The sequence below is a fragment of the Schlesneria paludicola DSM 18645 genome, assembly GCF_000255655.1.
GTDB classification, from domain to species: Bacteria; Planctomycetota; Planctomycetia; order Planctomycetales; family Planctomycetaceae; genus Schlesneria; species Schlesneria paludicola.
On sequence record NZ_JH636435.1, the window covers coordinates 3,063,985 to 3,084,743 of the forward strand.

The 20,759-nt window shown below is 55.6% G+C and carries 18 protein-coding genes and 1 tRNA gene; 6 read left to right on the forward strand and 13 right to left on the reverse strand.

Going from position 1 to position 20,759, the window contains the following annotated elements; translation table 11 throughout:
- The first annotated feature begins 221 nt into the window (after positions 1 to 221).
- Positions 222 to 587, forward strand: coding sequence for a DUF4404 family protein (locus OSO_RS0131165; protein WP_010586835.1), 366 nt, complete (start codon positions 222 to 224; stop codon positions 585 to 587).
- Between the two features lie 112 nt (positions 588 to 699).
- On the opposite strand, the gene OSO_RS48825 is transcribed toward OSO_RS0131165, so the two are convergent.
- From OSO_RS48825 to OSO_RS0131205, 8 genes are all read right to left on the reverse strand, one after another.
- The gene (locus OSO_RS48825) at positions 700 to 3,174 is read right to left on the reverse strand and encodes a M56 family metallopeptidase (RefSeq protein ID WP_010586836.1); all 2,475 of its coding nucleotides are present in this window, start codon (positions 3,172 to 3,174) and stop codon (positions 700 to 702) included.
- Entirely contained in the window at positions 3,171 to 3,566 is a 396-nt protein-coding gene (locus OSO_RS0131175; protein WP_010586837.1) for a BlaI/MecI/CopY family transcriptional regulator, read from the reverse strand. Before OSO_RS0131175 ends, OSO_RS48825 begins: the two co-directional genes overlap by 4 nt.
- Positions 3,567 to 3,915: 349 nt before the next feature.
- Positions 3,916 to 5,259, reverse strand: a complete 1,344-nt coding sequence (locus tag OSO_RS0131180) for a vWA domain-containing protein (RefSeq protein WP_010586838.1) — start codon at positions 5,257 to 5,259, stop codon at positions 3,916 to 3,918.
- Between the two features lie 265 nt (positions 5,260 to 5,524).
- Entirely contained in the window at positions 5,525 to 6,343 is an 819-nt protein-coding gene (locus OSO_RS0131185) for a BUD32 family EKC/KEOPS complex subunit (protein WP_010586839.1), read from the reverse strand.
- The gene (locus tag OSO_RS48830; protein WP_010586840.1) at positions 6,344 to 7,069 is read right to left on the reverse strand and encodes a glycosyltransferase family 2 protein; all 726 of its coding nucleotides are present in this window, start codon (positions 7,067 to 7,069) and stop codon (positions 6,344 to 6,346) included. It abuts the gene before it with no gap.
- Positions 7,066 to 7,677, reverse strand: a complete 612-nt coding sequence (locus OSO_RS0131195; RefSeq protein WP_010586841.1) for a hypothetical protein — start codon at positions 7,675 to 7,677, stop codon at positions 7,066 to 7,068. The genes OSO_RS48830 and OSO_RS0131195 overlap by 4 nt, the downstream gene beginning before the upstream one ends.
- Positions 7,674 to 8,417, reverse strand: a complete 744-nt coding sequence (locus tag OSO_RS0131200) for a DUF2334 domain-containing protein (RefSeq protein ID WP_010586842.1) — start codon at positions 8,415 to 8,417, stop codon at positions 7,674 to 7,676. Before OSO_RS0131200 ends, OSO_RS0131195 begins: the two co-directional genes overlap by 4 nt.
- A 371-nt stretch (positions 8,418 to 8,788) precedes the next feature.
- Complete coding sequence (locus OSO_RS0131205; protein WP_010586843.1) at positions 8,789 to 9,760, reverse strand: hypothetical protein; 972 nt, start codon at positions 9,758 to 9,760, stop codon at positions 8,789 to 8,791.
- 837 nt (positions 9,761 to 10,597) lie between these two features.
- Between OSO_RS0131205 and OSO_RS48835 the strand changes: the two genes are divergently transcribed.
- Entirely contained in the window at positions 10,598 to 12,124 is a 1,527-nt protein-coding gene (locus OSO_RS48835) for a heparan-alpha-glucosaminide N-acetyltransferase domain-containing protein (protein WP_010586845.1), read from the forward strand.
- Positions 12,125 to 12,179: 55 nt separating this feature from the next.
- Positions 12,180 to 12,737 (forward strand): hypothetical protein, encoded by a 558-nt coding sequence (locus tag OSO_RS0131225; protein WP_010586846.1) that lies wholly within the window; start codon positions 12,180 to 12,182, stop codon positions 12,735 to 12,737.
- 255 nt (positions 12,738 to 12,992) lie between these two features.
- Here OSO_RS0131225 and OSO_RS0131230 read toward each other — a convergent pair whose 3' ends face one another.
- Both OSO_RS0131230 and OSO_RS0131245 read right to left on the reverse strand, forming a co-directional pair.
- Entirely contained in the window at positions 12,993 to 13,400 is a 408-nt protein-coding gene (locus OSO_RS0131230) for a DUF4259 domain-containing protein (protein ID WP_010586847.1), read from the reverse strand.
- A 586-nt stretch (positions 13,401 to 13,986) separates the two neighbouring features.
- A tRNA-Arg gene (locus OSO_RS0131245) sits at positions 13,987 to 14,060 on the reverse strand.
- 349 nt (positions 14,061 to 14,409) lie between these two features.
- On the opposite strand from OSO_RS0131245, the gene tpx reads away from it, so the two are divergent.
- Positions 14,410 to 14,922: a thiol peroxidase gene (gene tpx / locus OSO_RS0131255; protein WP_010586849.1), complete on the forward strand. Its 513-nt coding sequence runs from the start codon at positions 14,410 to 14,412 to the stop codon at positions 14,920 to 14,922.
- Between the two features lie 652 nt (positions 14,923 to 15,574).
- Positions 15,575 to 16,189, forward strand: coding sequence for a hypothetical protein (locus OSO_RS0131265; protein ID WP_157605556.1), 615 nt, complete (start codon positions 15,575 to 15,577; stop codon positions 16,187 to 16,189).
- Positions 16,190 to 16,246: 57 nt separating this feature from the next.
- Here the strand turns inward: OSO_RS0131265 and OSO_RS0131270 are convergent, their stop codons facing one another.
- The 3 genes from OSO_RS0131270 to OSO_RS0131285 all read right to left on the reverse strand — a co-directional run bounded on the left by OSO_RS0131270 (position 16,247) and on the right by OSO_RS0131285 (position 19,543).
- Positions 16,247 to 17,518 carry a C45 family autoproteolytic acyltransferase/hydrolase gene (locus tag OSO_RS0131270; RefSeq protein WP_010586852.1) on the reverse strand — a complete coding sequence of 424 codons (1,272 nt, stop codon included), beginning with the start codon at positions 17,516 to 17,518 and terminating at the stop codon, positions 16,247 to 16,249.
- A gap of 132 nt (positions 17,519 to 17,650) precedes the next feature.
- Positions 17,651 to 18,328 (reverse strand): dTMP kinase, encoded by a 678-nt coding sequence (tmk, locus tag OSO_RS0131275; protein ID WP_010586853.1) that lies wholly within the window; start codon positions 18,326 to 18,328, stop codon positions 17,651 to 17,653.
- A 375-nt stretch (positions 18,329 to 18,703) separates the two neighbouring features.
- Positions 18,704 to 19,543, reverse strand: a complete 840-nt coding sequence (locus OSO_RS0131285) for a SirB1 family protein (protein WP_010586854.1) — start codon at positions 19,541 to 19,543, stop codon at positions 18,704 to 18,706.
- 234 nt (positions 19,544 to 19,777) lie between these two features.
- Here OSO_RS0131285 and OSO_RS0131290 point away from each other — a divergent pair, with 234 nt between their 5' ends.
- Complete coding sequence (locus OSO_RS0131290) at positions 19,778 to 20,731, forward strand: Gfo/Idh/MocA family oxidoreductase (protein ID WP_010586855.1); 954 nt, start codon at positions 19,778 to 19,780, stop codon at positions 20,729 to 20,731.
- The last annotated feature ends 28 nt before the right edge of the window (positions 20,732 to 20,759 follow it).

The following is a 20,759-nucleotide window of genomic DNA, read 5'->3' on the forward strand; positions in this document are numbered from 1 at the left end:
GGCAAGATGTTGAAGCTTGCGTGAATCGGTCCGACAGTTGCTATAATGCCGTGTGCACGTCCCGAAGACGCTTTCCCCTCATCAAGCGTCGCCCATCCGCCTCTCATACAGACTGATTGTGCGACCATCTCTTGACGGAATGCGAGGCGCATCGCAGAAGCGTCGAACGGTGCCGGAGGTCTTTATCGCTTCGAATCAATTTTACTGAGAGGAGTCGAATCATGACCGTACAGTCGACCGCGGAAATGACCTTTGAAGCGCAGACGCATGCCAATTTGCGACAGCTTGCCGCGTCACTTCGGGAAGCCAGCCATTTGACGCCCGACGCCCAAACGGCGTTGGCCAGCTTGCTGGATGAAATTGGCCGAGAACTCGGTACGACGGGACTGAGCAGTGAAAAGACTGCGCGCTTGGCAGAAGCCGTCAGCGACGTCGCGCGTGCTTTGGATGAACAACAGTCGGTGGAATCCTTCGATTCCGCTCGCACACGATTGAAAGAAGCGGCCATTACGGCGGAGACGGAAGCCCCCATTGCCACCGGTCTGGCCTATCGCTTCATGGATACCCTGGCCAGCATTGGAATCTAGGGGTTCGGAACTTATCCGATTCGGTGACGATCTCCGGGAATTCTCGGTTGGTGGACGAGATTCCCCGGCAGGTCGGACGGACTCCCCGGCCGCCCGCACGAAATTGTTCCAACTATCGCTTCGACTTTTCGTTGGCCCACTCGATCAACGTCGGGCGCGGGCCTGGAAATGGAGCCGTGCGGGTCCTACCAGAATCCTGATCTTGACGTTCCAACAATGCGCGAAAGAAACTGAGCAGCGCAGGTTGCATCGGCGGGATTTCACTCGCAAGATTGGTCGGGGCGGCGGAACGATCTCCCAGAATAGGATATTTGAAGTTCCGTACGCGATAGACTCGATCCTCGTGAATCTTAAACACAAGATCGACGACACCTTTTTCTTCGGCTCGCTTGGGCACAGCATCGACGCGACAGAACCAGCGTCCCTGTTCGAGGTAATTGCGCCTCACATTTTCCGCATCCTGGTCAATGTCGCGCGTGTCGAAGTGATCACCGACATTGACCTTCATCATGTTTCGAAGCTCTTGCTTGGACATGACTTTGTTTCCTTCAATTTCGATCTCGCGAATCTTGTATCGCAGTCCCCCGTTGACGTCATAGTGAATTTCGAGATTCGATTCGTCTTCGGAGAACTTTAAACCGGGTTCAATCAACACATCAAGATAACCCAGGCTGTGGTAGTACCGCTTGATACCATCCATGTCCTCTTTCATGGTCGACAGATCATATTTTCCGCTGAAAAGCTGCAAAATCCGCGTCTTGGATTGCGGCTTCGTCTGCTCGATTCCGTCGACAACTTCGTGCTTTCCATCGAACTTGACGGTCGAAACGTGGACTTTCGGCCCTTCATTGATGGCGAATATGACTTCACGATTGTCACGGTCACTGCCCTTCTCGAGGGTCACGGTCGCGAACGCAAAGCCTTTCTCGTGGTAATACTCTTCGATCCGCCGTGCGCATTCGCGGTTGGAACGGACATCGAAAGGACTCCCCGGCTTCAGTTGTGTCATCGCGTCGAAGACTTTCTGCTTCACCTTTTTCAGGCCCTTGTATTCCACACGACGCACGATGGGCCGCTCAATCACACGGAAGACGAGAGCGGTCCCTCGCTCACATGGGCGCAGCATTGGTTCGACGCTGGAGAACCAGCGAGTCCGAATCAGTACATCAACGTCGTCTTTGATTTTCTCAAAATTTATCGGATGATCGGGCCGACTTTTGATTTGCTTGGTGATCGCGGATTCAGGAATTGTGATATTTCCTTCGACCACGATTTTCGAGATCGGGCCGACTTCGTACCAGGACAGTCCGTCCGAGAACTCCGTTTCGACTGATCGTTCGAAGCGTTCAGGATCGGGGGCAGGTGTCACGGACGTCGTCGAACTCTCAGCAACTTGCGTGGGATCATCCGACTGTGCGACTTCGACAGATTCCTTTCTGCGGTCTGAAGACTGACCTTCCAGCGGATGCAGCAATCCGGCCAACCCCAATCCAAACAACAGGGCGGTCATCGTGAGCCCCCCGACGCTCACCCGATTCAGACGCGGTGCGGGTTCACCCAGCAATCGAAGCAGCCGGTATTTCAGTTGAGAGGGACGTTTTCCTGTCGCAGCCAGCAACGCCGCACTCTCACCACCCGGCATTTTCCGCGAGCCACAAACATCCGCGAGATGAATCAGGGCCTCGCCATATTCAAGGGCAGAACAGCCAGACGCCACAACCAGGTCATCGCACGTGCATTCGCGTTCAATGCTGACTCGATGACTGATGTACCAGACCGCCGGATGAAAGAAGAAGATCGCTTCAACCACGCGCTGCAGCCAATTGATCAGTAAGTCACCGCGACGAAGATGCGCCAACTCGTGGGCCAGGACCAATTCGACCTGCGCGACAGTCAGTCCCGACATCAGCGCGGGCGGGATCAGAATCAGCGGACGGAGTGTTCCGGTCACCACCGGGACCGAGATGCGATGGCAATGTGCCACGATGGGCACCACCCGAATTCCCCATCGCTCGGCTGTCCGGCAAACAATTTCACGCAGGCGATCGTCGATCACTTCGACCGCGTTCCAACGCATACGCCAACTGGCGGCCACAGCAACAACTAATCTTAACAACATGGCCGCGACGCCGGACAGGTACATGGCGGTGATCCACGGAGCAAAGCCCACGAATGTCAGCCCCTGTCGAGCAGGCCCCCTGTTAATAGAGATGGCGTCGGCCGCGAGCATCGATGCGAAACTCTCGGAAGGCACCAATCCATCCATCTTGGAGATCGTTGAAGACGTCTGCCCTGGAACTTGTGACCCGGGAACGCCGTCTGCCACGCTCACCTCGTTGACAGATGCAAGCAATCCAAACGTGACCAGCGAACAGAGGACGATCAGTCCCAACGCGCCCACACCGGACCAATAGCGTGCATTTGCCGACCTTCGCCGAAGCCCAAAATCGACCACAACAAACAGCCCCCCAATCAAGCTCGCCTGCCACAACGAATGCAGAAGCGTCATCGTTAGGTACAGACAAACGGAGCTGGAGAGCCACGGCAGTTGCGAAGCCAACGAATTGAACATCGAGTCGCCACTCATTTTAAACGCTCCTTCGCTTTTTGATTCAGGATCCGCCGCAACTCTTTCAACTCGTCGTCATCCAGATCCGACGATTCGAACAGACTGAGCATCACGGCTTTGGCGGAACCATCGAAGACGCGTTCCACGACATCTCCGAGCATTCGTCCCGTGACCTCTTCGCGTGCGACAATCGGTGTGAAAGAACATGCATTCCCCTGCATCGTCCGCTTCAGATATCGCTTGCTGACCATCACATTCAGCGTCGTGATGACGGACGTATGCGCGAGCGGACGGCCCCCGGCCTCGAGTGCTTCGCGCACGTCACGCACAGCAAGCGGTGATCGGCCCCAGAGGATTTTGAGGATTTGCAGTTCCAGTTCCGTGGGATGAGTCGTCTTCGGCCGCACCATGATTGCCCTCATTCCCAATCCAGACAAAACTTCGATTTCAATAGAAGATAGAGCAAGCAAGTCATTCCTACAAGAGATCTTCTATTTTCATAGATGGCACCGCGAGAGGGGATTTCCTCGCATGGATACCCTCGTTACCAAGCTCCCGCTTGGTAACGCCTTTTGCGATTTCATTTTCTGTCGAGCACGAAATTGAACACGAACCGACGTAGACATTTCTAATGAGTACGAAGCATCCCCACCGCGGGAGCTTGGGAACGAGGGGAAATCAAGCAAAGAACGCAACTTCAAAATTTCGGCTTGGGGACGAAATTGAAACGAAAGTAGCAGACGTTCTTTCATGCCCCTGTCAATCGATCAGCACAAACTTGCCATAGTTTCGACTCGACAGTGGCTTCATGAACATCGAGAGGCCGCCGTGGCCGCCAGCGGTCGTGACGCCGATTGTGTGGATCGAGATGCGGCGGACGCGATTCAGTTCGCTGCAGGCATTCACGATCGAACCGGGCTGATCGTCGGTAGGCTCACCATCGGACAGAAAGTAGATGGCTTCTGGCTCGAGCTTGAACGCGACACTCAATGCGGCCCCTGATGCAGTCAAAGGCGCCAACGGCCGCGCGACGATCGCTCGAGCCGCATTTTTCTTTGCATCAGCCGTCGCCGAAACAAGCCGGGGTTGCCACGCATCGGCCTGCCGATCGAACATCACCACACCGAAATGGACGACCTCAGGCAGCGCGTCGATGGCGTTGATCAACGCCTGCTTTGCCGCCAGGATCGGAGTGCCGTGCATGCTGCCTGACGAATCCAGCACGAATACGATCCGCTTCGCGCAAATCGGAATCCGGTAGTATGTCAGTTGATCACTCGCAATGTCGTCGTCATCCGGCTCGATTTCACCGTCGGGAAACTCGAACGTGTCTCGATTCTTTTCCCACCACTCGGCCCAACCGGCAGCATCCGCACGAAGCCGTTGCTTCGTAACAGCCGTCAAATAGCTGACAATATCTGCCTGAATCAGCCCTTCGGTCTTGGGCAGCAGTTCGATCAGGAAGTCGACTGCCTCGAGTTTTCGAATCTTCGACATCGCCTGTACGATGGTCCGGCGGTAACCGAAATGGGATTCAAACACCTTCGCCCTGGACAGAATCGCAACGGCGCGGGCGGGGTCCTGCTCACGCTGCTCGGTGTAGTCATCTTCGCTCTGATCAGCGAATTCGTCGATCAGGGTGATCGGCACCAGCAGATTGCCTTTGGGCGTCGCCAGAAATTCGTCAATGAACTTGATGAGTTCCACTTGCCGCTCGGGAATATCACTCGCCACGAGCGCGCGAAGCATTTCCAGTGTCATTTCATTGGCGATCGACTTCTTGATAGACTTTTTTAATTCGTTGATCAAGTAGCCACTGACCGTTGCGTCATCGGCCAGTTGCCGTAGTCCCGCGCGGGTCGCGAGCCTGACCTTCAATTCCGAATCGAACAAACCTCGTTTCAACAAGAGTTCGGCGGTACCTGGACGCGGAATTTTGGCGAACGTCGCAACAGCCGCCGCACGTGTGTTGGCAGCGGGCTTCTTCATTTCTTTCACGAAGGTTTGCTTCGCGGACGTGAATTCCACATCCACAGGTGCCGCGGAAACATACGACACGTTCACCAGCAACGAAGCGACGACAACACAATCCCGAACTCGCATTCGCACGACTCACACCGGAGACACAGTGACCAGCACGTGTTCAACACGATGAGCATAGCGAATTGTCGACGGAGAAAATCATGAATTTGCCGCAAGAATCGGCGAGTTAAGCCAATTGCCACGTGGGGCACCCCAGACAAGCATCGTCGATCGACCACGTGCGAGACAACGCCCCAAGCAGCCTGTTGAAATAACGGAGACCGGCACCGTGGCGTTTATGATGTGATGGCGTTTTCGAGTCTGAGTGGAGCCAGTCCCCAATATTTCAGCAGACCTCAAGCAGCGCCGTACGCAGCGCCATCGCGACGGACCATCTCAACGGAGACTGCGCCAACTGGAATGGCGTCAGATGAATCCATTCCGTCGTCAGTCGTTGCTTCAAACGCTGGTGTGTCTCGCGATCAATGTCCACTTGGAGCAGAACGTCGGCGAGTTCGCAGAAACTAGAAACAGGCAGATGTGCAGCAGAAGTGTAAACCAATGAACGGAGGTCGTCCGTCTGACGATCGACCTCCGCGAGCTGCGGATCATGCCGGGTCTCAAAATCGATCCAACAGGCGGAGTTCGCCCTCATGTCCACGATCACATTGCAGGCGGTGGCATCACCGTGACTGATCGATCGATACGTTCCGTTCCCCCAGTCGGCATCGACGGCGTGCAATCGACGAAGCGCGGTCAGCGCCAATCGGATCGCGTCGAGCTTCTGTGCTGGTGAGTACCGACAGTCCGCCAGAATTCGGCTGAGTGAGTCACCCGGGACATGCCGACAGACCAGCACCGAACCTCGCTCAATTGCGCCGCTGGACTCGATCAGCACGAGACCCTGACGCGTGGATGCGTCAATGGCTCGTTCCCAAGCAAGCCACTGCCTGACCGGCAGCGCGAAATGAGGGCTTCCCGTCAGCCATTGAAACGCGTTCCCCCAGGGGATGATCAGGCACGCCAGGAACCGACGCTGCTTTCGAACGACGTCGACGCCACTAACGGAAAGAAACTCGATTCGATGCAGGCGAACCTTCCCTAACATCATCCCAAGCAGGCGGCGGCATTCATGACGCATTTGCATCAAACGTTGGTGAACCATTCAGCGAATCGCATCGGAATAGTAGATACGGCCACTCTTGTGCAGGATGGCCCAAACGTACTTGACGAATGTGCGCAGATAGCCAAACGGCAGAGCCTCCATGCGGCGACTGGAACTGAACGCCGTCATCGAACGATCGTAGATGAACCGATCCGGTCGGTGGCGGTACAGGCCTGCCAGGATCGGCCATTCCTCGCCAATCGCGACCTCTTCGTCAAAGGGACCGTACTCGTCAAACACGGTGGCCGTGCAGAACATCACGGCAGGCATCGCTTTCGCCCGAGGAAGTGGCAGGCGGCGCACATGCTCCCAGAAGAACCACCACACTCGTGCTCTGAGCCCTCCGTCAGAACCCGCCAGTCGGATGATTCCGGCTTCTTTTCCGTCGCGGTGGCAATGATCAACAATCCGACGCAAGCAATCCGACTCGATCCAGGTATCGGCGTCGACGAAGACTAAGATCTCGCCCGTCGCGTTTCCTCGACCATGATTTCGTGCACGTGCGGCACCCAACGCCTGATGGCAGACGGCAACTACGCCATCGCGCACAGAGAACTGCTGAAGAGTCTCCCAGGTACCATCGGTACTGGCGTTATCGACAACGATCACCTCGACGGCTGTTGGATTGAATTGTCGCGCCGCATCCAGAATGCGTTCGAGCGTCTCGCCAATGAGACGCTGCTCGTTGCGAGCCGGGACGATGACCGACACTGTCGAGTTGCTCATGATCGATGGGCCTCCAGGACAAACAAATCCCGACTCACGCTTAAGCCGGGCCAATTCGAGGGAATGAGTGCTCGTACGACGAAACCTGAGCGACGGAACTCATCGAGCAATTCCTCACGCGTCCAATAGCGACAAGGAACAAGCGGACAGTCGTGGCACTCAACAATCCGTAAGAACGCCGCAATGTGGAATGCCGCCCTGCCCCAACAGAACTCGCGGCACCTGAGCACAAACCGCCCCAACCTGCCCGTATACGTCGATTGCACCACGATCACAGGTCCTTCAGTAATCCGCTGAGCCTCACTTAAGAGGGGCGCAACGGATTCCGGGTACTGCAACACATACAGCAACAGCAATGACGCAAAATGATGATCGTGCGTAGGAACCGAGTTGTTTGCGAGAAGAGTCGGCCCAGGACCAACCCAGTGCAGATCAGCGACATCATACTCAGTGACTCGCAACGCTGTTCGCTGCCGGATCAGTTCCGCATTGTGCCCGGTCCCAGACCCAAGATCGGCGATGATCCCCACCATGGGCAGATGTGGAGAGATTCGGCGATACAGGGCGCGCGCTCGGTGCTTCATCACGACGTCGGCGATCCACCTCATGACGCGCCCTCCGCGTGAGACAGGATTTCGGAGGCCGTCATTGGGCGATATCCACTTCGAACGAAGGACTCAATGAGTCGCAAGGCACGCACAAAATATCCGCGACGAACGTCGACCGGATGAATGGCAATGCAGGGAATTGACGCGCGGCGGACGCGCCTCATGAGATGCCCCAGACATTCGCCTCCATAACCAAGACAGCCAATTTGACCCCAGTCCCACGACCAGGTGGCCAGAGGCGCGATCACGCCGCGCTCGCACGATTCGAGGCGATCAAAACGCACCACAAATTTCAGTGACGAGATTCGCGACGCGGCGATGGGAAGTTGCCACGCAGGAGGCAGCAACCCCTGGGCCCGTTGGCCAGTCTGCTCTCGAAAATCGGCCTGGGCAAACTCGAGTCGCTCAAGAATCGTCGATTCATCGAGCCCCCGAAATTCGTCGGCGGAATCGGTCAGCAGCGACACGGGCCGCAGCCGTGCGGCGCTTTGATGTGTCCATCCATGAAGCAAATGTTCGGAACAACGCGTCAAGAGCTCACGATATGCCGGATTGTGAAGACATGCACGACTTCCTCGCCAACGAGGAACGATCGCCGCGGTGATCTGTCGGCCTACAAGTGGCACCAGACCGTCTACGATCTCACCGAGCTCGGAAAGAAACACGGACGAAAAATCATGCACCACCACCAGCATCGCGGGCTTCGCAGAACGCAGTGCAATAGGAAGATTCGCTGGCATGACGTCCCCCGATTCAGGCGATCGACTTTGCAATACAGTATCTTGAAACTCGATTAATCAAGATCACTTCAACAATTCAAAAACACGCCGCTTTGCATTGCAAAGTTATTTAACAAGAGCACGCTTGTCAAGACTCCATAGGGATTTGGGAACCGTTCGCCTGTTCCGCAAAGGAAATGAACACAGGAAAAAACACGACCTCGCAATGTCGCTACCGACATGCGAGGTCGAAATTGTACTGCCGATTCAACGAGCAACTGCGAATCAAACGGGGAGATGGCAGAACACCAGAGAGCCCGCTTGGAACTCTCTGGTGATCAGATGCAATCAACAGTGAAAATCGAACCTGTCAACGTCTATCGGGTTCACCATTAGTACCGCAAAATGAGATCCACAGTCAGACGATTCTGAATAATGTCGCGACGATCGGTATAGGGAATCTCATAGGCGACACCCAGTTCCAGGTTCTTGTTTGGCTTGTATTTCACGCCGTAGCCGCCGGTCACGATGTCATTGCCTGCCACCCCGACGGAGCCCAGGTTGAACAGATCCAGCCCTTCAACAGGCGCGGCAAAAGAATTGGACGAGGAGAGCCAGTGGTACCAATTCGCTTCCGTAAACAGGTAGAAACCGCTGTTTCCTAACTTTCGGTCGAGGTGACTCGACAAGTATGTGCTTTGCGTTTGAACATCCGTATTGGCTGGCAGCCGCGCTCCGAACGTGGAAACGAGATGCCAGTTGTCACCAAGCTGCTGGCCTCCTGTCAGGAACAGATTGAATTCTCCGTTTCCTTTTCCCTGCAGAGCCTGATGGCTGCCGAGTGGAATCCCATACGTAAAGCCGGTGCTCACAATCGTCTGGCTGCAATAGTCCTTGTAGATGTTGTACTTCAGCCCGGCGTTGACGTCGGCGAACCCGTCACTCATGAGGCCGTTCTGTGAGAAGAAGAAACCATCCTTCGTCGCGATGATCGACAGATTTTCGGTCAACGCCGCTCGGGCCTGCATCGCAATCAATTGCGCACTACCACCGCCCAGGGCGTTCGGAATCGTGTGGTTCACAAAGATCGGCCGCACTTCAGTCAATGTTCGCGGATCTTCAAAATACACGGGATTCGTCATCGGACTGATGAAGTCGGAGAACCCATGATCACTTTGCGCAATCAATCCAAACAACTTGGGACTACCACTCGTCAACGGGACGGCCGAGGACTCAGGCGACACCGGCGCTGTGGTGTTGATCGACGTCAGGTTAAAAACAGGAACTGTGGACTCGTCCGCTGCACCGATCCTCGCCATCGTCAGCAACATGAACACAGTTAATTGAACACGCGTCACAGTCATGCAGGTTCCCTCCTCGTTCTGAAATGAGAGCAATCACCGTTGAAATCACACGTCACACGACGATCGTTGAATTGCACCAAAACCATCGGCCACGAAATCCGCAAATCGCAGTGAGCAAACGCATCAGGTGGAACTTGCGCGGAATTCCAGCGGTCTGTTGGCGACGAGACAGACTTTGCCAATCCTCCGAGAGTCTCGCGCATTTACGAATGCGTCTGAAATGAGACGACATTGACCAGGTGGATCGAATCCGACACCAGAGATCCGGGGATCACCTCCGCACGACGAGAGCGAGTCGTTCGAAGATCGCGATCAAGTCAACTTTTCCGCCGCCATGACAACCCGGTCGCACGATGGCTCGAGCAACACATGGACGAAGATTTGCCAGTCGGTACAAAGTTGGATGATGTGCCCATCGACGATCGACGTCAGACTCGTCCTCCGATCAACGCAGATTGATCCTGAATTCCGAACGGCCGATTCGTTGACGGATCGATGTCGACCGAGAGATGATCTCTCGGAATCCGACTCCTATCATTCGCCACTTGACGTGAATCACCCCGTCCGAAGCACGCTTGGGGAACAGACTCGTTCGAGCCCCCTGCACCTTCCGTTCGCTCTGCCCTGCATCGCGGATGCCGTCATTGGCCAGCGTTCTCGGATTGGGAACTAATGCATTTTCAGCGCCGAAGACGCGTGACACCGTGCGAGGTTTTCGCAACCATGACGCTAGTTTCCGATGAAACCGGGTCTTCCCTTCTCTGACTCGAAAATGATTGCCGTTGCTGGCAATCGTATTCCAGAAACGCCCTTCCCCAATTACAGAACCAAAACACGATGGCACACGACGCGCCGCTGACGACTGATTCCCCTGATCGCGTCATTTCCATGGATCAATTTCGCGGCTATGCAGTCGCGGCCATGATTTTCGTCAACTTCGTGGGTGGATTCGGGGTCGTCCATTCTGTCTTCAAACACAATGACAACTATCTCAGCTATGCCGACACCATCATGGCGAACTTCATGTTCATGGTGGGGTTCTCGTTCCGGCTGACAATGCTGCGAAGACTCAAGCGGATGAGCTGGCTCGCAACCTGCTGGTCGTATGTGCGACGGAGCCTGCTGCTCGTATTCGTCTCGACACTGCTGTATGGAATCGCCGGGGACTACAAGAGTTGGAGCCAGTTCCAACAGATTCCCGAGACGCTCCGCGATCCCTCGGACCCACCACCGAGTGAATCGGAATCACAACCACGAGGTCGGCGGCGAGGCCGGCCTCGTGATCCCGCGCAAGAGTTCCGGGATGAGCTCAAGCAGATGACGCCTGAAGAGCAGGACGTCGCGATTCACGACGAGCGACTTCGACGCCGCGCCGAGCGTGAGAAAGAACGAAGCAACGCCAAGCCGGCCGACCCCGCAAAAACATCCTTATTCCACCCCGAATTCCGGAAATCATTCTTTGCAAACTGGCGAGTCTCACTGGCCCGCCACCTCAAAAGCAACTTGTGGGAGACGTTTGCCATCATCGGAATGTCTCAACTGGTGATCCTGCCTCTGGTCCCCCTGGGAATGCACATTCGCCTCGCCGCGATGTTCGGCCTGGCGCTCGTCCATGCGCTACTGTGCTACTGGTTCAATTGGGGATTCGTCCTGGGCTTCGAAGACAACTGGATGGTCCAAATCTGGAAGACGGGCACAAGTCGCAGTTGGGATGGTGGCTTTTTCGGACCGTTGTGTTGGGGCGTCGTCATGCTGGGCGGGACGATCGCCTACGATGTGGTGATGACGGACGGGACACGCTGGGCCGTCATTGTGCGACTGCTGAGATACGGCGTCTTCTTCACCGTTTTGGGGTACATCTTTTCGTGTGGAACCCGCCTGTACGACATCGTCGACGGAGGCACGCCTCAACGATCGAACATCACGGACATCAAGTTTGCCGAATCCCCCATGGTCCCGTCACTGTCCGGTGTGAACCATCGCAGCCCGCTCAGCCTGCTGGCAGAGCCCCCCTTCATCGCCCCGCCCCCAGGCGATGAACGACTGGAAAACTATTGGATGATGAGCAAGAAGTTTCCGACGCTGTCGTACATCCTCTGCGCGACAGGCCTGTCCTTCCTCCTTTACGCCGCATTCGTGTGGTTCTCTGACATCCGACACTTTGAGATCGGAATCTTTCGAACGTTCGGCACCAACCCACTTCTGGCCTATTGCATTAACGAGCTCGCGCATTCTCGCTTCAAAAACCTTCTGCCCGGCGACGCGCCACTGTGGTACTGCCTGCTGGCCTTCGTCCTCTATTTCGGAATGATCTACGCCTGCGTCCGCTACTTCGAACGCCAGAAAATGTTCATTCGCCTTTGATGGGGGGCGTTTCGGTGGCCATGGAGCGTTTCTCGCCGTTTGCGATTGTCACGAAATGACGCATGAATGGCTTTACACCTTGCGAGAACGTTTCAGGCCCGAAGTCGCACCCGGCTGGAAAGACTATCTCGCCTTCTCGGGCTTTCGGGACATCGTTGAGATGGTGACTCTCGATTTGGGTGTGTGCCCGCAGGTCATCACAAACCTCCGTGACGAGGATTGGACTTACAACGTGCATGCGGACTTCCGGATCATGTTTTTTCGTGATGCGGAGTATCTGATGACACGACAGCCAATCGATTCATCACGACACCAGATCCTCGCCATCTTAGAGAGTCCGAATGGTTCAGAAGTCATTCCTTCAGGCTTCAAACATTGCGGTTACGACATCATGGACTCATACCTCGGCAACAGCACCCTGACCAACTGCGGACAAATCCCCGAGGCGTTCGATCCGTCAATTGTAACTGAGTTCGGCCTGATCTCCGATTACGCAACAGCAATCGATGTTCGGGACAAAATGCGACAATTGGAACCAGACGATCCTCATCTCGGAGCGTGTGAAGTGTGGGCAATTGCGCGCGCATACGCGGCTTACGAATCGAGAACCTAAACGCACGGGCTGACAGTGGCCACCGCTTGTCGAAGAGGACATCTCTGCCGCAGCTCCAAGTTAGCACCTACGCCGCATCGGCCGATGTGACTAACGCAAATTGCATAGCCCGAGCCATCACAGACCACAACCAATTGCTGTTAAGTGTCGCCTGCAGCATTAATGAATGACTCAATACAGGGAGCCCAAATACGCCGCCATCCCTTTAAAAATGGGCCGGGTTCAAGCGCCCACGTGCAACCTCTGAGCTGTACCTTAATTCCGCACACGCTCTCGCAGATCATTGACAGCGACGTGCCACTCACTTGCATCTCCTTCCTCCCAAAGCTCGAGCAATTCGGACTGCGGAGCGAGTACACGCTCAATGACTGTAAGTGCGATTTGGATAAGATTCTCCGGTGGCTTCACCTTGTGTGATGCAACCCAATTATCGATCGTTTCAGTGTATGGGTCACGAACGCCCCAATTTCCTTTCAAACGGGCAATGACTTCACATGCCGCAAGTCCTTCGCATGCGACATCGGCGTCCAAGTAATCATCGGATCCATTGAGCACAGTTTCGAGGGTTTGCCGAATCAAACTGAGATCGTCGACATCTTCCAAGCTATAGGCCCAGTCACATGCCACGTCGTTGCCAAACGAATCTACACTCCAAGTTCCCATCCCTGAATCTCCGCAAACGTTACGTGTCAAATTTCGAAATCATGCTTTCCCGCAAATATGGATCGCAATTTAGCCACAGTCGCCGACCATGCCCTCCGTAAAACAGGGCATCATCTGAAAAAGAACAATCGTCCCAATAAGATTTTTGAAATGTGCTGAACGGGACGCCAACACACTCTCGCATGGTTTGATGCAATTGTCGCAAAAAAAGGCGTTTTCGACTCGGATCGCGCTTACCTCATAGCCCATCATGCGTGGCGATTTAGGCAGAATGTGGAATCGCTCATGAAAGAGAGAAAATTGGTTTCCAACTCTTCACAACAAGAGACGAAAAGATACTAAGGCTCTGCATTTCTCTCGCCTTAATCGTCATCGCGAGAGTCCGAACAAGATTTGGCAGGTGCTGACGAGCTTGAATTGCCCATCACTTGAAAGATGTGGCATCAATTGAAGCGATAACGCCTCGTCTCTGAACCGCCACCGACAGCGTTCGGCGTAAGCTGATGCGGCTTCAATTGTTGGCGCAGAAAGCATCGCGAGAACGACGAACCTATTCGAAGCCCAGCATGCGACGCGGACAAAAAAATGTCCCCGGCTGGAGTCGAACCAGCAACCTTCGGCTTCGGAGGCCGACGCTCTATCCAATTGAGCTACGAGAACGATTGAAACCGATCGTGGAACAGAAACTGATGAGAGACAATGAGTTACACCTTGGAGGTGAGCTCGTTGAAACTCGTTTTCTGTGGAGATGCGGAATCTTTGGTTGATTATCGACGATTTCGTGATGAAAACAAGTTCGGTCGCAAAATCCTGGGTCGCAAGCGGCCTGATGCGGCAATTCATAAGCCGTGAGACGAATTCCGGTTTGGTTGATGAAGGGGTTACGTGGCGACCACCGGATCGTGTGACTGGGATGAGTGACTTGGGCTGCTTGAAAGTCTGGGGGTAGCTGAGATACTGCTGCCAGTGCGACGTGTCTTCTCGTGACTGACAAAATAAGGACTAGACAATGAAACGAGTTGGAGCAACGACTCTTAAGGGAAATCCGGTCGACCTCAAGGGCCGTGCCCTGAAAGTTGGCGATGAAGCGCCGGAATTCAAGCTGCAAGACAATAGCCTGGCGGACATTACGCTCGCATCGAGCGCGGGCAAGACGCGAATCATTGCCACGATTCCTTCGCTGGATACCAGCACCTGCCACGCAGAAACCAAGCGATTCAACGACGAAGCGAAGAAGCTGTCGAACGTGGAAGTCCTGGTCGTCAGCATGGACCTGCCGTTCGGTGCCAAGCGCTGGTGCGGAGCGGAAGGCGTGGAAACGGTCAAAACGCTGAGCGCTCATCGCTGCACCGATTTCGGGAGTGATTATGGCGTGTTGATTTCGGGTGGACCGCTTGATCGCTGTCTGTCCCGCGCGATCTTCGTCGTGAACGGGGCTGGTAAGGTCACGTATGTCGAATACGTACCGGAAATCGCCGATCACCCGAACTACGAAGCCGTTTTGGCTGCCGCCAAGAGCTGAACGTTCTTTTGCAGCCGCTACGACGATTTGGCAGGGACAGCCTGTGAAGACGGAACGCCGTACGATTTCCAACTGACGGTCTTCTGCAGCCTGAAATCCACCGGCATAGCAGCCTGTTGAAGTAAGGGGGGACAGGCACCTTGGCGTTGACGATGTCATGGCGTTTCTTAAGCGGGCCGAGGCCAGTCCCCGTTACTTCAACAGGCTGATAGCCTGTGACGCACAAAATTGAAGAACGGTGTGCCGATTGAAGAATGGCGTGCCGCGATGCGTTGACCACAAACGAAGTCGGCAGACTTTGACTCGTTTGGGTCGGCGCATGGCGACGTCATAACGGACTCGCGTGAATTTGAGGGGCTTCCGTCCTTGGCGGAAGCCCTTTTTCTGTTTGGGAAGGGTGCGCGAAACACTCGTTCCAAACGACTCGGCCAGCGACGGGAACCGGCTCACAGTCATCGCAAACGCCGTTACGACGGAAACCCAGCCCGCGACACCTGAACATTCGCATCGCATCCAGCCGAACAATTCTCTTTGCAGCCAGGGCGTCATCGGATAAATAATCGGCTGAAATGGGACTGTGCGACGTGTGCGATGGCTCGCACAGATCGCGTCGCCGCCTGGTCCCGCTCATGGAATCACGAAAGGATTTGCGATGAAGTTCCAAACTCTGCGGACGCCGCTCGTCTGCTTCGCCGTGTTGGCGACAACGCTGGTCGCGCTGCGGGCCGCGGATGAAAAAGGTAAGGCAAAAGCCGCCCCCGCAGAACAACAGCCCGGGGTGATCAAGTTCGAAACCGCACCGGCCGCCGTGCAGAAGACGTTCAAGGAAGAAACCAAGGGCTCCAAGATCGAGCTTCTGGGGAAGAGTCTGAACGGCCCCCTGTTCTTCCGCGCCATCGTCGGCGTGGCTGGCAATGATTATGACATTTCCGTCGCAGAAGACGGCCAGGTTCTCGAAAAGGTCCTGAACGCGATTCGCACGGAAGCCAAACTGGAAGACTGCCCCCCGGCCGTCCAGAAAGCCTTAAAAGAAGAAGCCAAGGGAGCCAAAGTCGAGCACATCACGCGCGTCGCCGCCGGCAAGCGCGCCGACTACGTGATTGACGTGGCAATCGGCAAATCCAAGTATCAACTCGTCTTCCACGAAGATGGAACACTGAGCTCGAAGATGATCGACGAAGGTGATGACGCCGAGGAATTGCCATCACCGGGCGGAACGAAAGAGCCTGAAAAGAAAGAAGCTCCTAAGTCCGCGAAGAAGAAATGATCGCTCGGGCGTCTTGTCACGATGATGGGACGCCATGCTGAAACAAGTCTCTTGTTCTCAGTTTCCGCCTTTGACGGACCGCGTGCCCTTTTCGGAGGGCAATCCCGCGGTTCGTTGAGGCAGCAGAAGCTCGGGACTGTTTGAGTCTGGTTTCCGGTTCAGCAATTCTGAAAGCTGAAACGAGGAATACTTCTGCTCCGCAGCCGGTTTCTTGTCAGACGAGGCGTTTGCAACCCAAAACCGTGTCGTCGCGGGTTCGAACAGCACGTTGTGGAGATTCGACTCCATCGCGATGGGGCGATCCATCAGGTGCAGTGCGCTTTCAATCGTGAACTTGCCGTGTCCGGCGGTCGTCTGCCGGGACAATTCCTGATAACGATCGCCGGCCGACATCAGAACGCAGTCTTTGACGGGATTCGACAGCATCGGATGGGATTCGCCCGGCAGGATCAACGTGAACACGTCCCAAGACGCTTCCATCCCGACCGCATTATTCGTTTCGCCGTCAGCGAGCACGTAATAGTACTGACATGTCCGCGGACCATCACGGAATGTCGCAATCGCTTCGTCGAGCGACTTGGCGGTCTCGAGTGCATCGCGTACCAACAGCGCCATGGGACGCCCATTCCAATGGCCAAGCCCCTTCCCCCCCATCTCACCGACGGAAATGTGTTCGGCGTTCATGCCGGTGACCGAGCCGATGAACCCGGCGTAACTGACATTCACCCAAGGTAAGCGGCCCTCCGGTTCATAGACGATCACGACAGCGTGATCTTGCAGACCCCAATCAATCGCGTAGTCGAGTACGCGACCATGTAGCATGTTGCCGTTCTTTGTGGCCGTTTTGGCCAATGCGAAGCCGCTGCAATGAAAGAGCTCTGGAACAAAATTACCCGCACGGACATCGGCGACGGACTGACCTGACCCCGCGGCCAATCCTTCCATTTCTTCGAAATAACGCCCGGCAACGTGTGGCTGCTGGATCGCCACGATCATGTCGATCGCCGTCCGTGGCGTGACTTTCAGCGGACCGACCTCGACTAGATTCAGGCTGCCGGCCTTATCGACCAAAATCGATTTCATGTTTTGTCGACAGTGATCGCGCAGTAGGGCGCCATGCTGATACCCCATCTCGTACGGAGTGCCCTTGAGATGCAGGACGGGATATCCTTCGATCGTCTCCAGCCAACCCTTGCCGCATCGCGCCACCGTCTGTGCCGCCGGACCAGACTTTGTATCCTCTGCAAAGAGGGTTGGTCCGCAGACGACGAGCAGCGCCAATGCCGCGACGAAGCGAGATCCGCGCCAATGCTTTTCGATCTGATTCACGATGAACTCCTGTCGCGAGAAACGATGCAAGAGAGACGGGAACGATCAGCATATCCTATCAACGCCTGGAAAACAGTTCCAAAGCGACGACGCGCGAGTCCCCCCGGCCTTTACGGTTGATCAGAGCGATCGTCACGTCTGCAGAATTCCACTGGCGCTGACTGCGGCGACGATGTCCGCGGTGATGGCGTCCATTGAGCGGACGTCCTGATTCGCGACGCATGGGATCGTGATCCAGTCGGGGCTGGTCGCGAGCTGGGTGTAGACATTCCGCACATTTTGCAGATATTGCGCATCCGCTTCCTGAAGATCAGCTGCCTTGTCGGTGTACGTCCGCTGTGACTTGGCGGCGATCAACCGTTGTGCCTGGGGCACAGGTACGTCGAGAAACAGCGTCAATTGCGCCTGGGGAAGCTTGTAGATCGACGACTCGAGGTGCTGAATCCAGTCGATAAGGTCCGCGCGTTCTGAATCGGAGACCTTCGCCCCCTGATGCGCGATATTGGACGCCATGTATCGATCACAAATCACGACATCGTTTGTCGCGAGCGAACGTTCGATCAGATCCTTGGATTCAAAACGGTCTCCGGCGAACAGCAGGGACACGAGCAGCGGATGCACAACATCCAGACTGCCGAACCGCCCATTCAGAAAGTCGCCGATTTTGGCCCCGAACCGGGTCTGTTGATATTGTGGAAAACTGAGCAGTGCCGCACGCAACCCCTGGGAGACATAGTGCGCCTGCAATCGCGCCGCCTGGGTGCCCTTCCCCGAACCGTCAATTCCTTCAATCGCAATCAGCGCGCTCAAACCGACAACCCTTTATTGAACGTGAACCTGAATCTGGATCATGCTCGCAGATTGTGACCACTGTTCCACGCAGCAACAACCATCGTCCAAGATCCGGCGGAATTCTTCGCGAAGATGCGCAGTGGATGCCGAAAAGACCGGCAAAGGAGTCAAGGTGCGTTTCACAGCCGCCCAGCATCTTGCGCTTTGCAAAGAACCTGCGCGCGGGGTCCGTCAGACGTCGCCGTTCGCTGTCCGAAGTGAGGGGGACAGGCACATCTTCCCGATTGATTGGAATCCACAGTGCTTCGACCAGAGCAACCGATCCCTTTGCCGCAGAAAAATGAGCCAGTCCCCAGCCTGTGAACGGTTACCCCGTCAGACTGGCGGCGAAGATCAATTCCATTTCGACAACTGGTGCTCGGCGATCTGCAGGTGGTTTTCGATCATCGGGCGATCTTTGGGCGAGCAATCCTTGAGACACGTTTCCAGCAGATCGATCGCGACCCCTGGTCGATTCGATTTGATGGCAATCAATGCCAGGTCACGGCGATGATCGAACGCCATGGAATGGAGCGCGAGCAGACGCCTTTGAACCAGCCACGCTTGCTCCCAGCTTTCCTGAGTCACATGCAAAGCTTTCAAATTATTCAGCATGCGAATGATAATCTCACGCGGTGTCGCCGGTTCGAGCGCCTGGTCGATTTCTTCGCTAGAAAGACCGCTGAGTGTTTCGAGCCATTCGACGCAATCGTCGTAGTTGAGGATTTGCCCCGCGTGAAATGTGTCGACGAAAAGCGGCCCTTCGATCGTGTCGAAGCGAGTCAGGAAATGCATGGGGGCGGCGACACCGACGAGATCGAGTCCGGCGCCCTGCGCCACGGCCACGTAGACGATCGAGAGACTGATGGGAATGCCGACGCCTGTTTCCACCACGCGATTGATGTAGCTGCATTCCGCACGCTGAAAGGCGTATTTATCACCGTGCAGACCGTGCGTTCCCGCAAGACATCGCACGAGTTCACTTAGCATTTCGCGGTCACTGCGCATGCGATGAATATGGGTGCGCAGTTCCACAGAACGTTTCGCAATCCAGCCGAGTGTGTGTTCAAAATCAAGCTTCGGCTGAGCATCGCGTGCCAGCTCAAGTGCCGCACCGATCAGATTGACATCTTCCCGCCGTGCAAGCAATTTGCAAAACTCGGGATCACAAGAAAAATCGGTGTCGATATCCATCAATCGGCCGTTCCGAATGTGAGTGGCAGGCAGAACCCTATTCTAGGAGCTACCATCACCTGAGTCGAGATGGCCTCGCGCCGCATCAGGAAAGACCTGAGGCTGTGATCGTCCGACGCCACGAGATGAACGCCGAAGAAACAACGTGGCGCACTGTCAATACCGGGCACATCGTCCTAAAATCGACGTTTTGTTCCGGGCTCGTATCCACTCTCACCACGGCGAACACAACGAATGTCTGAGACGTCGCGGCGTGATCGAGTTGGACTGGGACTGATCGGCCTGGGGCCGATTTGGGAGCAGCACTACCGCGAGCCGTTGAGTCGATTGCGAAATCGACTGACCATTCGAATGGTCTACGACCCGGTTGAAGGTCGCTCCAAATCGATTGCCAGCGACTATGGTGCAGAAGTCGCTCATAGCCTGACACAGGTTCTTCGCCGCCCAACACTGCAGGGACTGATCATCCTTGATCCCGGTTGGTGTACCACAGGCTTTTTGAATCTGGTGATTCGGGGCAACAAACCTGCGTTCTTATCTAGCCAGGTGCTCAGTCATGCGGCCAATGCTGTCGCGGCACTCGGAAACTCAGTCAATCACGGGGACGCTGCTGGGCTACGGACCAATGCGGCGGAACAACTGATCCCCGAACTCTGCCAGCGATTCACCCCGGCTTCGTGTCGGCTGCGCGAACTGATTGCAACGCGGCTTGGCCCTGTTGTCAAAATCGCGATAGAAGCCGACCTGTCACACCCCGCCACAGAGACCGCTTCGCTCGTTGACTGGTGCCTTGACTTGATGGGACAGGCTCCGACGATCTCGCCCGCCCCTTCGGGCGAATCAACAGCAGGGATTGATTTCACGTTTGCCGCTCGTACGAGTTCCAATGGACGGGCAATGCCGACACCTCGAACAGCCACGCTACGGCACTTACCCGCGGACAACGCATTGATTCGTGTTCAATGCGAACGCGGTACCGCGACTCTGCCGAACCGCGCACAAATTCGCTGGGAAACGGCTGCGGAATCCGCGGACGAATCGTTGACCGACGAGCGGACAGAAACCGAAATTCTGATCGATCAGTTTTGTCGTCGCGCACTCGGGGGACTCAATCCGATCGGACGCCTGTCTGAATTTGTCCAGGCGTTAGAGATCGTCAATTCGATCCCTCTCCGACAACCGGCCTGAGCCGTCCCGCGTGCGACCCGACGAGCCG

Excerpts from the sequence above, each read along its gene's own strand:
- OSO_RS0131165 (WP_010586835.1), top strand. The coding sequence starts at position 222 with ATGACCGTACAGTCGACCGCGGAAATGACCTTTGAAGCGCAGACGCAT.
- OSO_RS48825 (WP_010586836.1), bottom strand. The coding sequence starts at position 3,174 with ATGAGTGGCGACTCGATGTTCAATTCGTTGGCTTCGCAACTGCCGTGG.
- OSO_RS0131175 (WP_010586837.1), bottom strand. The coding sequence starts at position 3,566 with ATGGTGCGGCCGAAGACGACTCATCCCACGGAACTGGAACTGCAAATC.
- tpx (WP_010586849.1), top strand. The coding sequence starts at position 14,410 with ATGAAACGAGTTGGAGCAACGACTCTTAAGGGAAATCCGGTCGACCTC.
- OSO_RS0131265 (WP_157605556.1), top strand. The coding sequence starts at position 15,575 with ATGAAGTTCCAAACTCTGCGGACGCCGCTCGTCTGCTTCGCCGTGTTG.
- OSO_RS48830 (WP_010586840.1), bottom strand. The coding sequence starts at position 7,069 with ATGAGCAACTCGACAGTGTCGGTCATCGTCCCGGCTCGCAACGAGCAG.
- OSO_RS0131285 (WP_010586854.1), bottom strand. The coding sequence starts at position 19,543 with ATGGATATCGACACCGATTTTTCTTGTGATCCCGAGTTTTGCAAATTG.
- OSO_RS0131290 (WP_010586855.1), top strand. The coding sequence starts at position 19,778 with ATGTCTGAGACGTCGCGGCGTGATCGAGTTGGACTGGGACTGATCGGC.
- OSO_RS0131225 (WP_010586846.1), top strand. The coding sequence starts at position 12,180 with ATGACGCATGAATGGCTTTACACCTTGCGAGAACGTTTCAGGCCCGAA.
- OSO_RS0131230 (WP_010586847.1), bottom strand. The coding sequence starts at position 13,400 with ATGGGAACTTGGAGTGTAGATTCGTTTGGCAACGACGTGGCATGTGAC.
- OSO_RS0131185 (WP_010586839.1), bottom strand. The coding sequence starts at position 6,343 with ATGGTTCACCAACGTTTGATGCAAATGCGTCATGAATGCCGCCGCCTG.
- OSO_RS0131195 (WP_010586841.1), bottom strand. The coding sequence starts at position 7,677 with ATGAGGTGGATCGCCGACGTCGTGATGAAGCACCGAGCGCGCGCCCTG.
- OSO_RS0131205 (WP_010586843.1), bottom strand. The coding sequence starts at position 9,760 with ATGACTGTGACGCGTGTTCAATTAACTGTGTTCATGTTGCTGACGATG.
- OSO_RS0131200 (WP_010586842.1), bottom strand. The coding sequence starts at position 8,417 with ATGCCAGCGAATCTTCCTATTGCACTGCGTTCTGCGAAGCCCGCGATG.
- OSO_RS0131180 (WP_010586838.1), bottom strand. The coding sequence starts at position 5,259 with ATGCGAGTTCGGGATTGTGTTGTCGTCGCTTCGTTGCTGGTGAACGTG.
- OSO_RS48835 (WP_010586845.1), top strand. The coding sequence starts at position 10,598 with ATGGCACACGACGCGCCGCTGACGACTGATTCCCCTGATCGCGTCATT.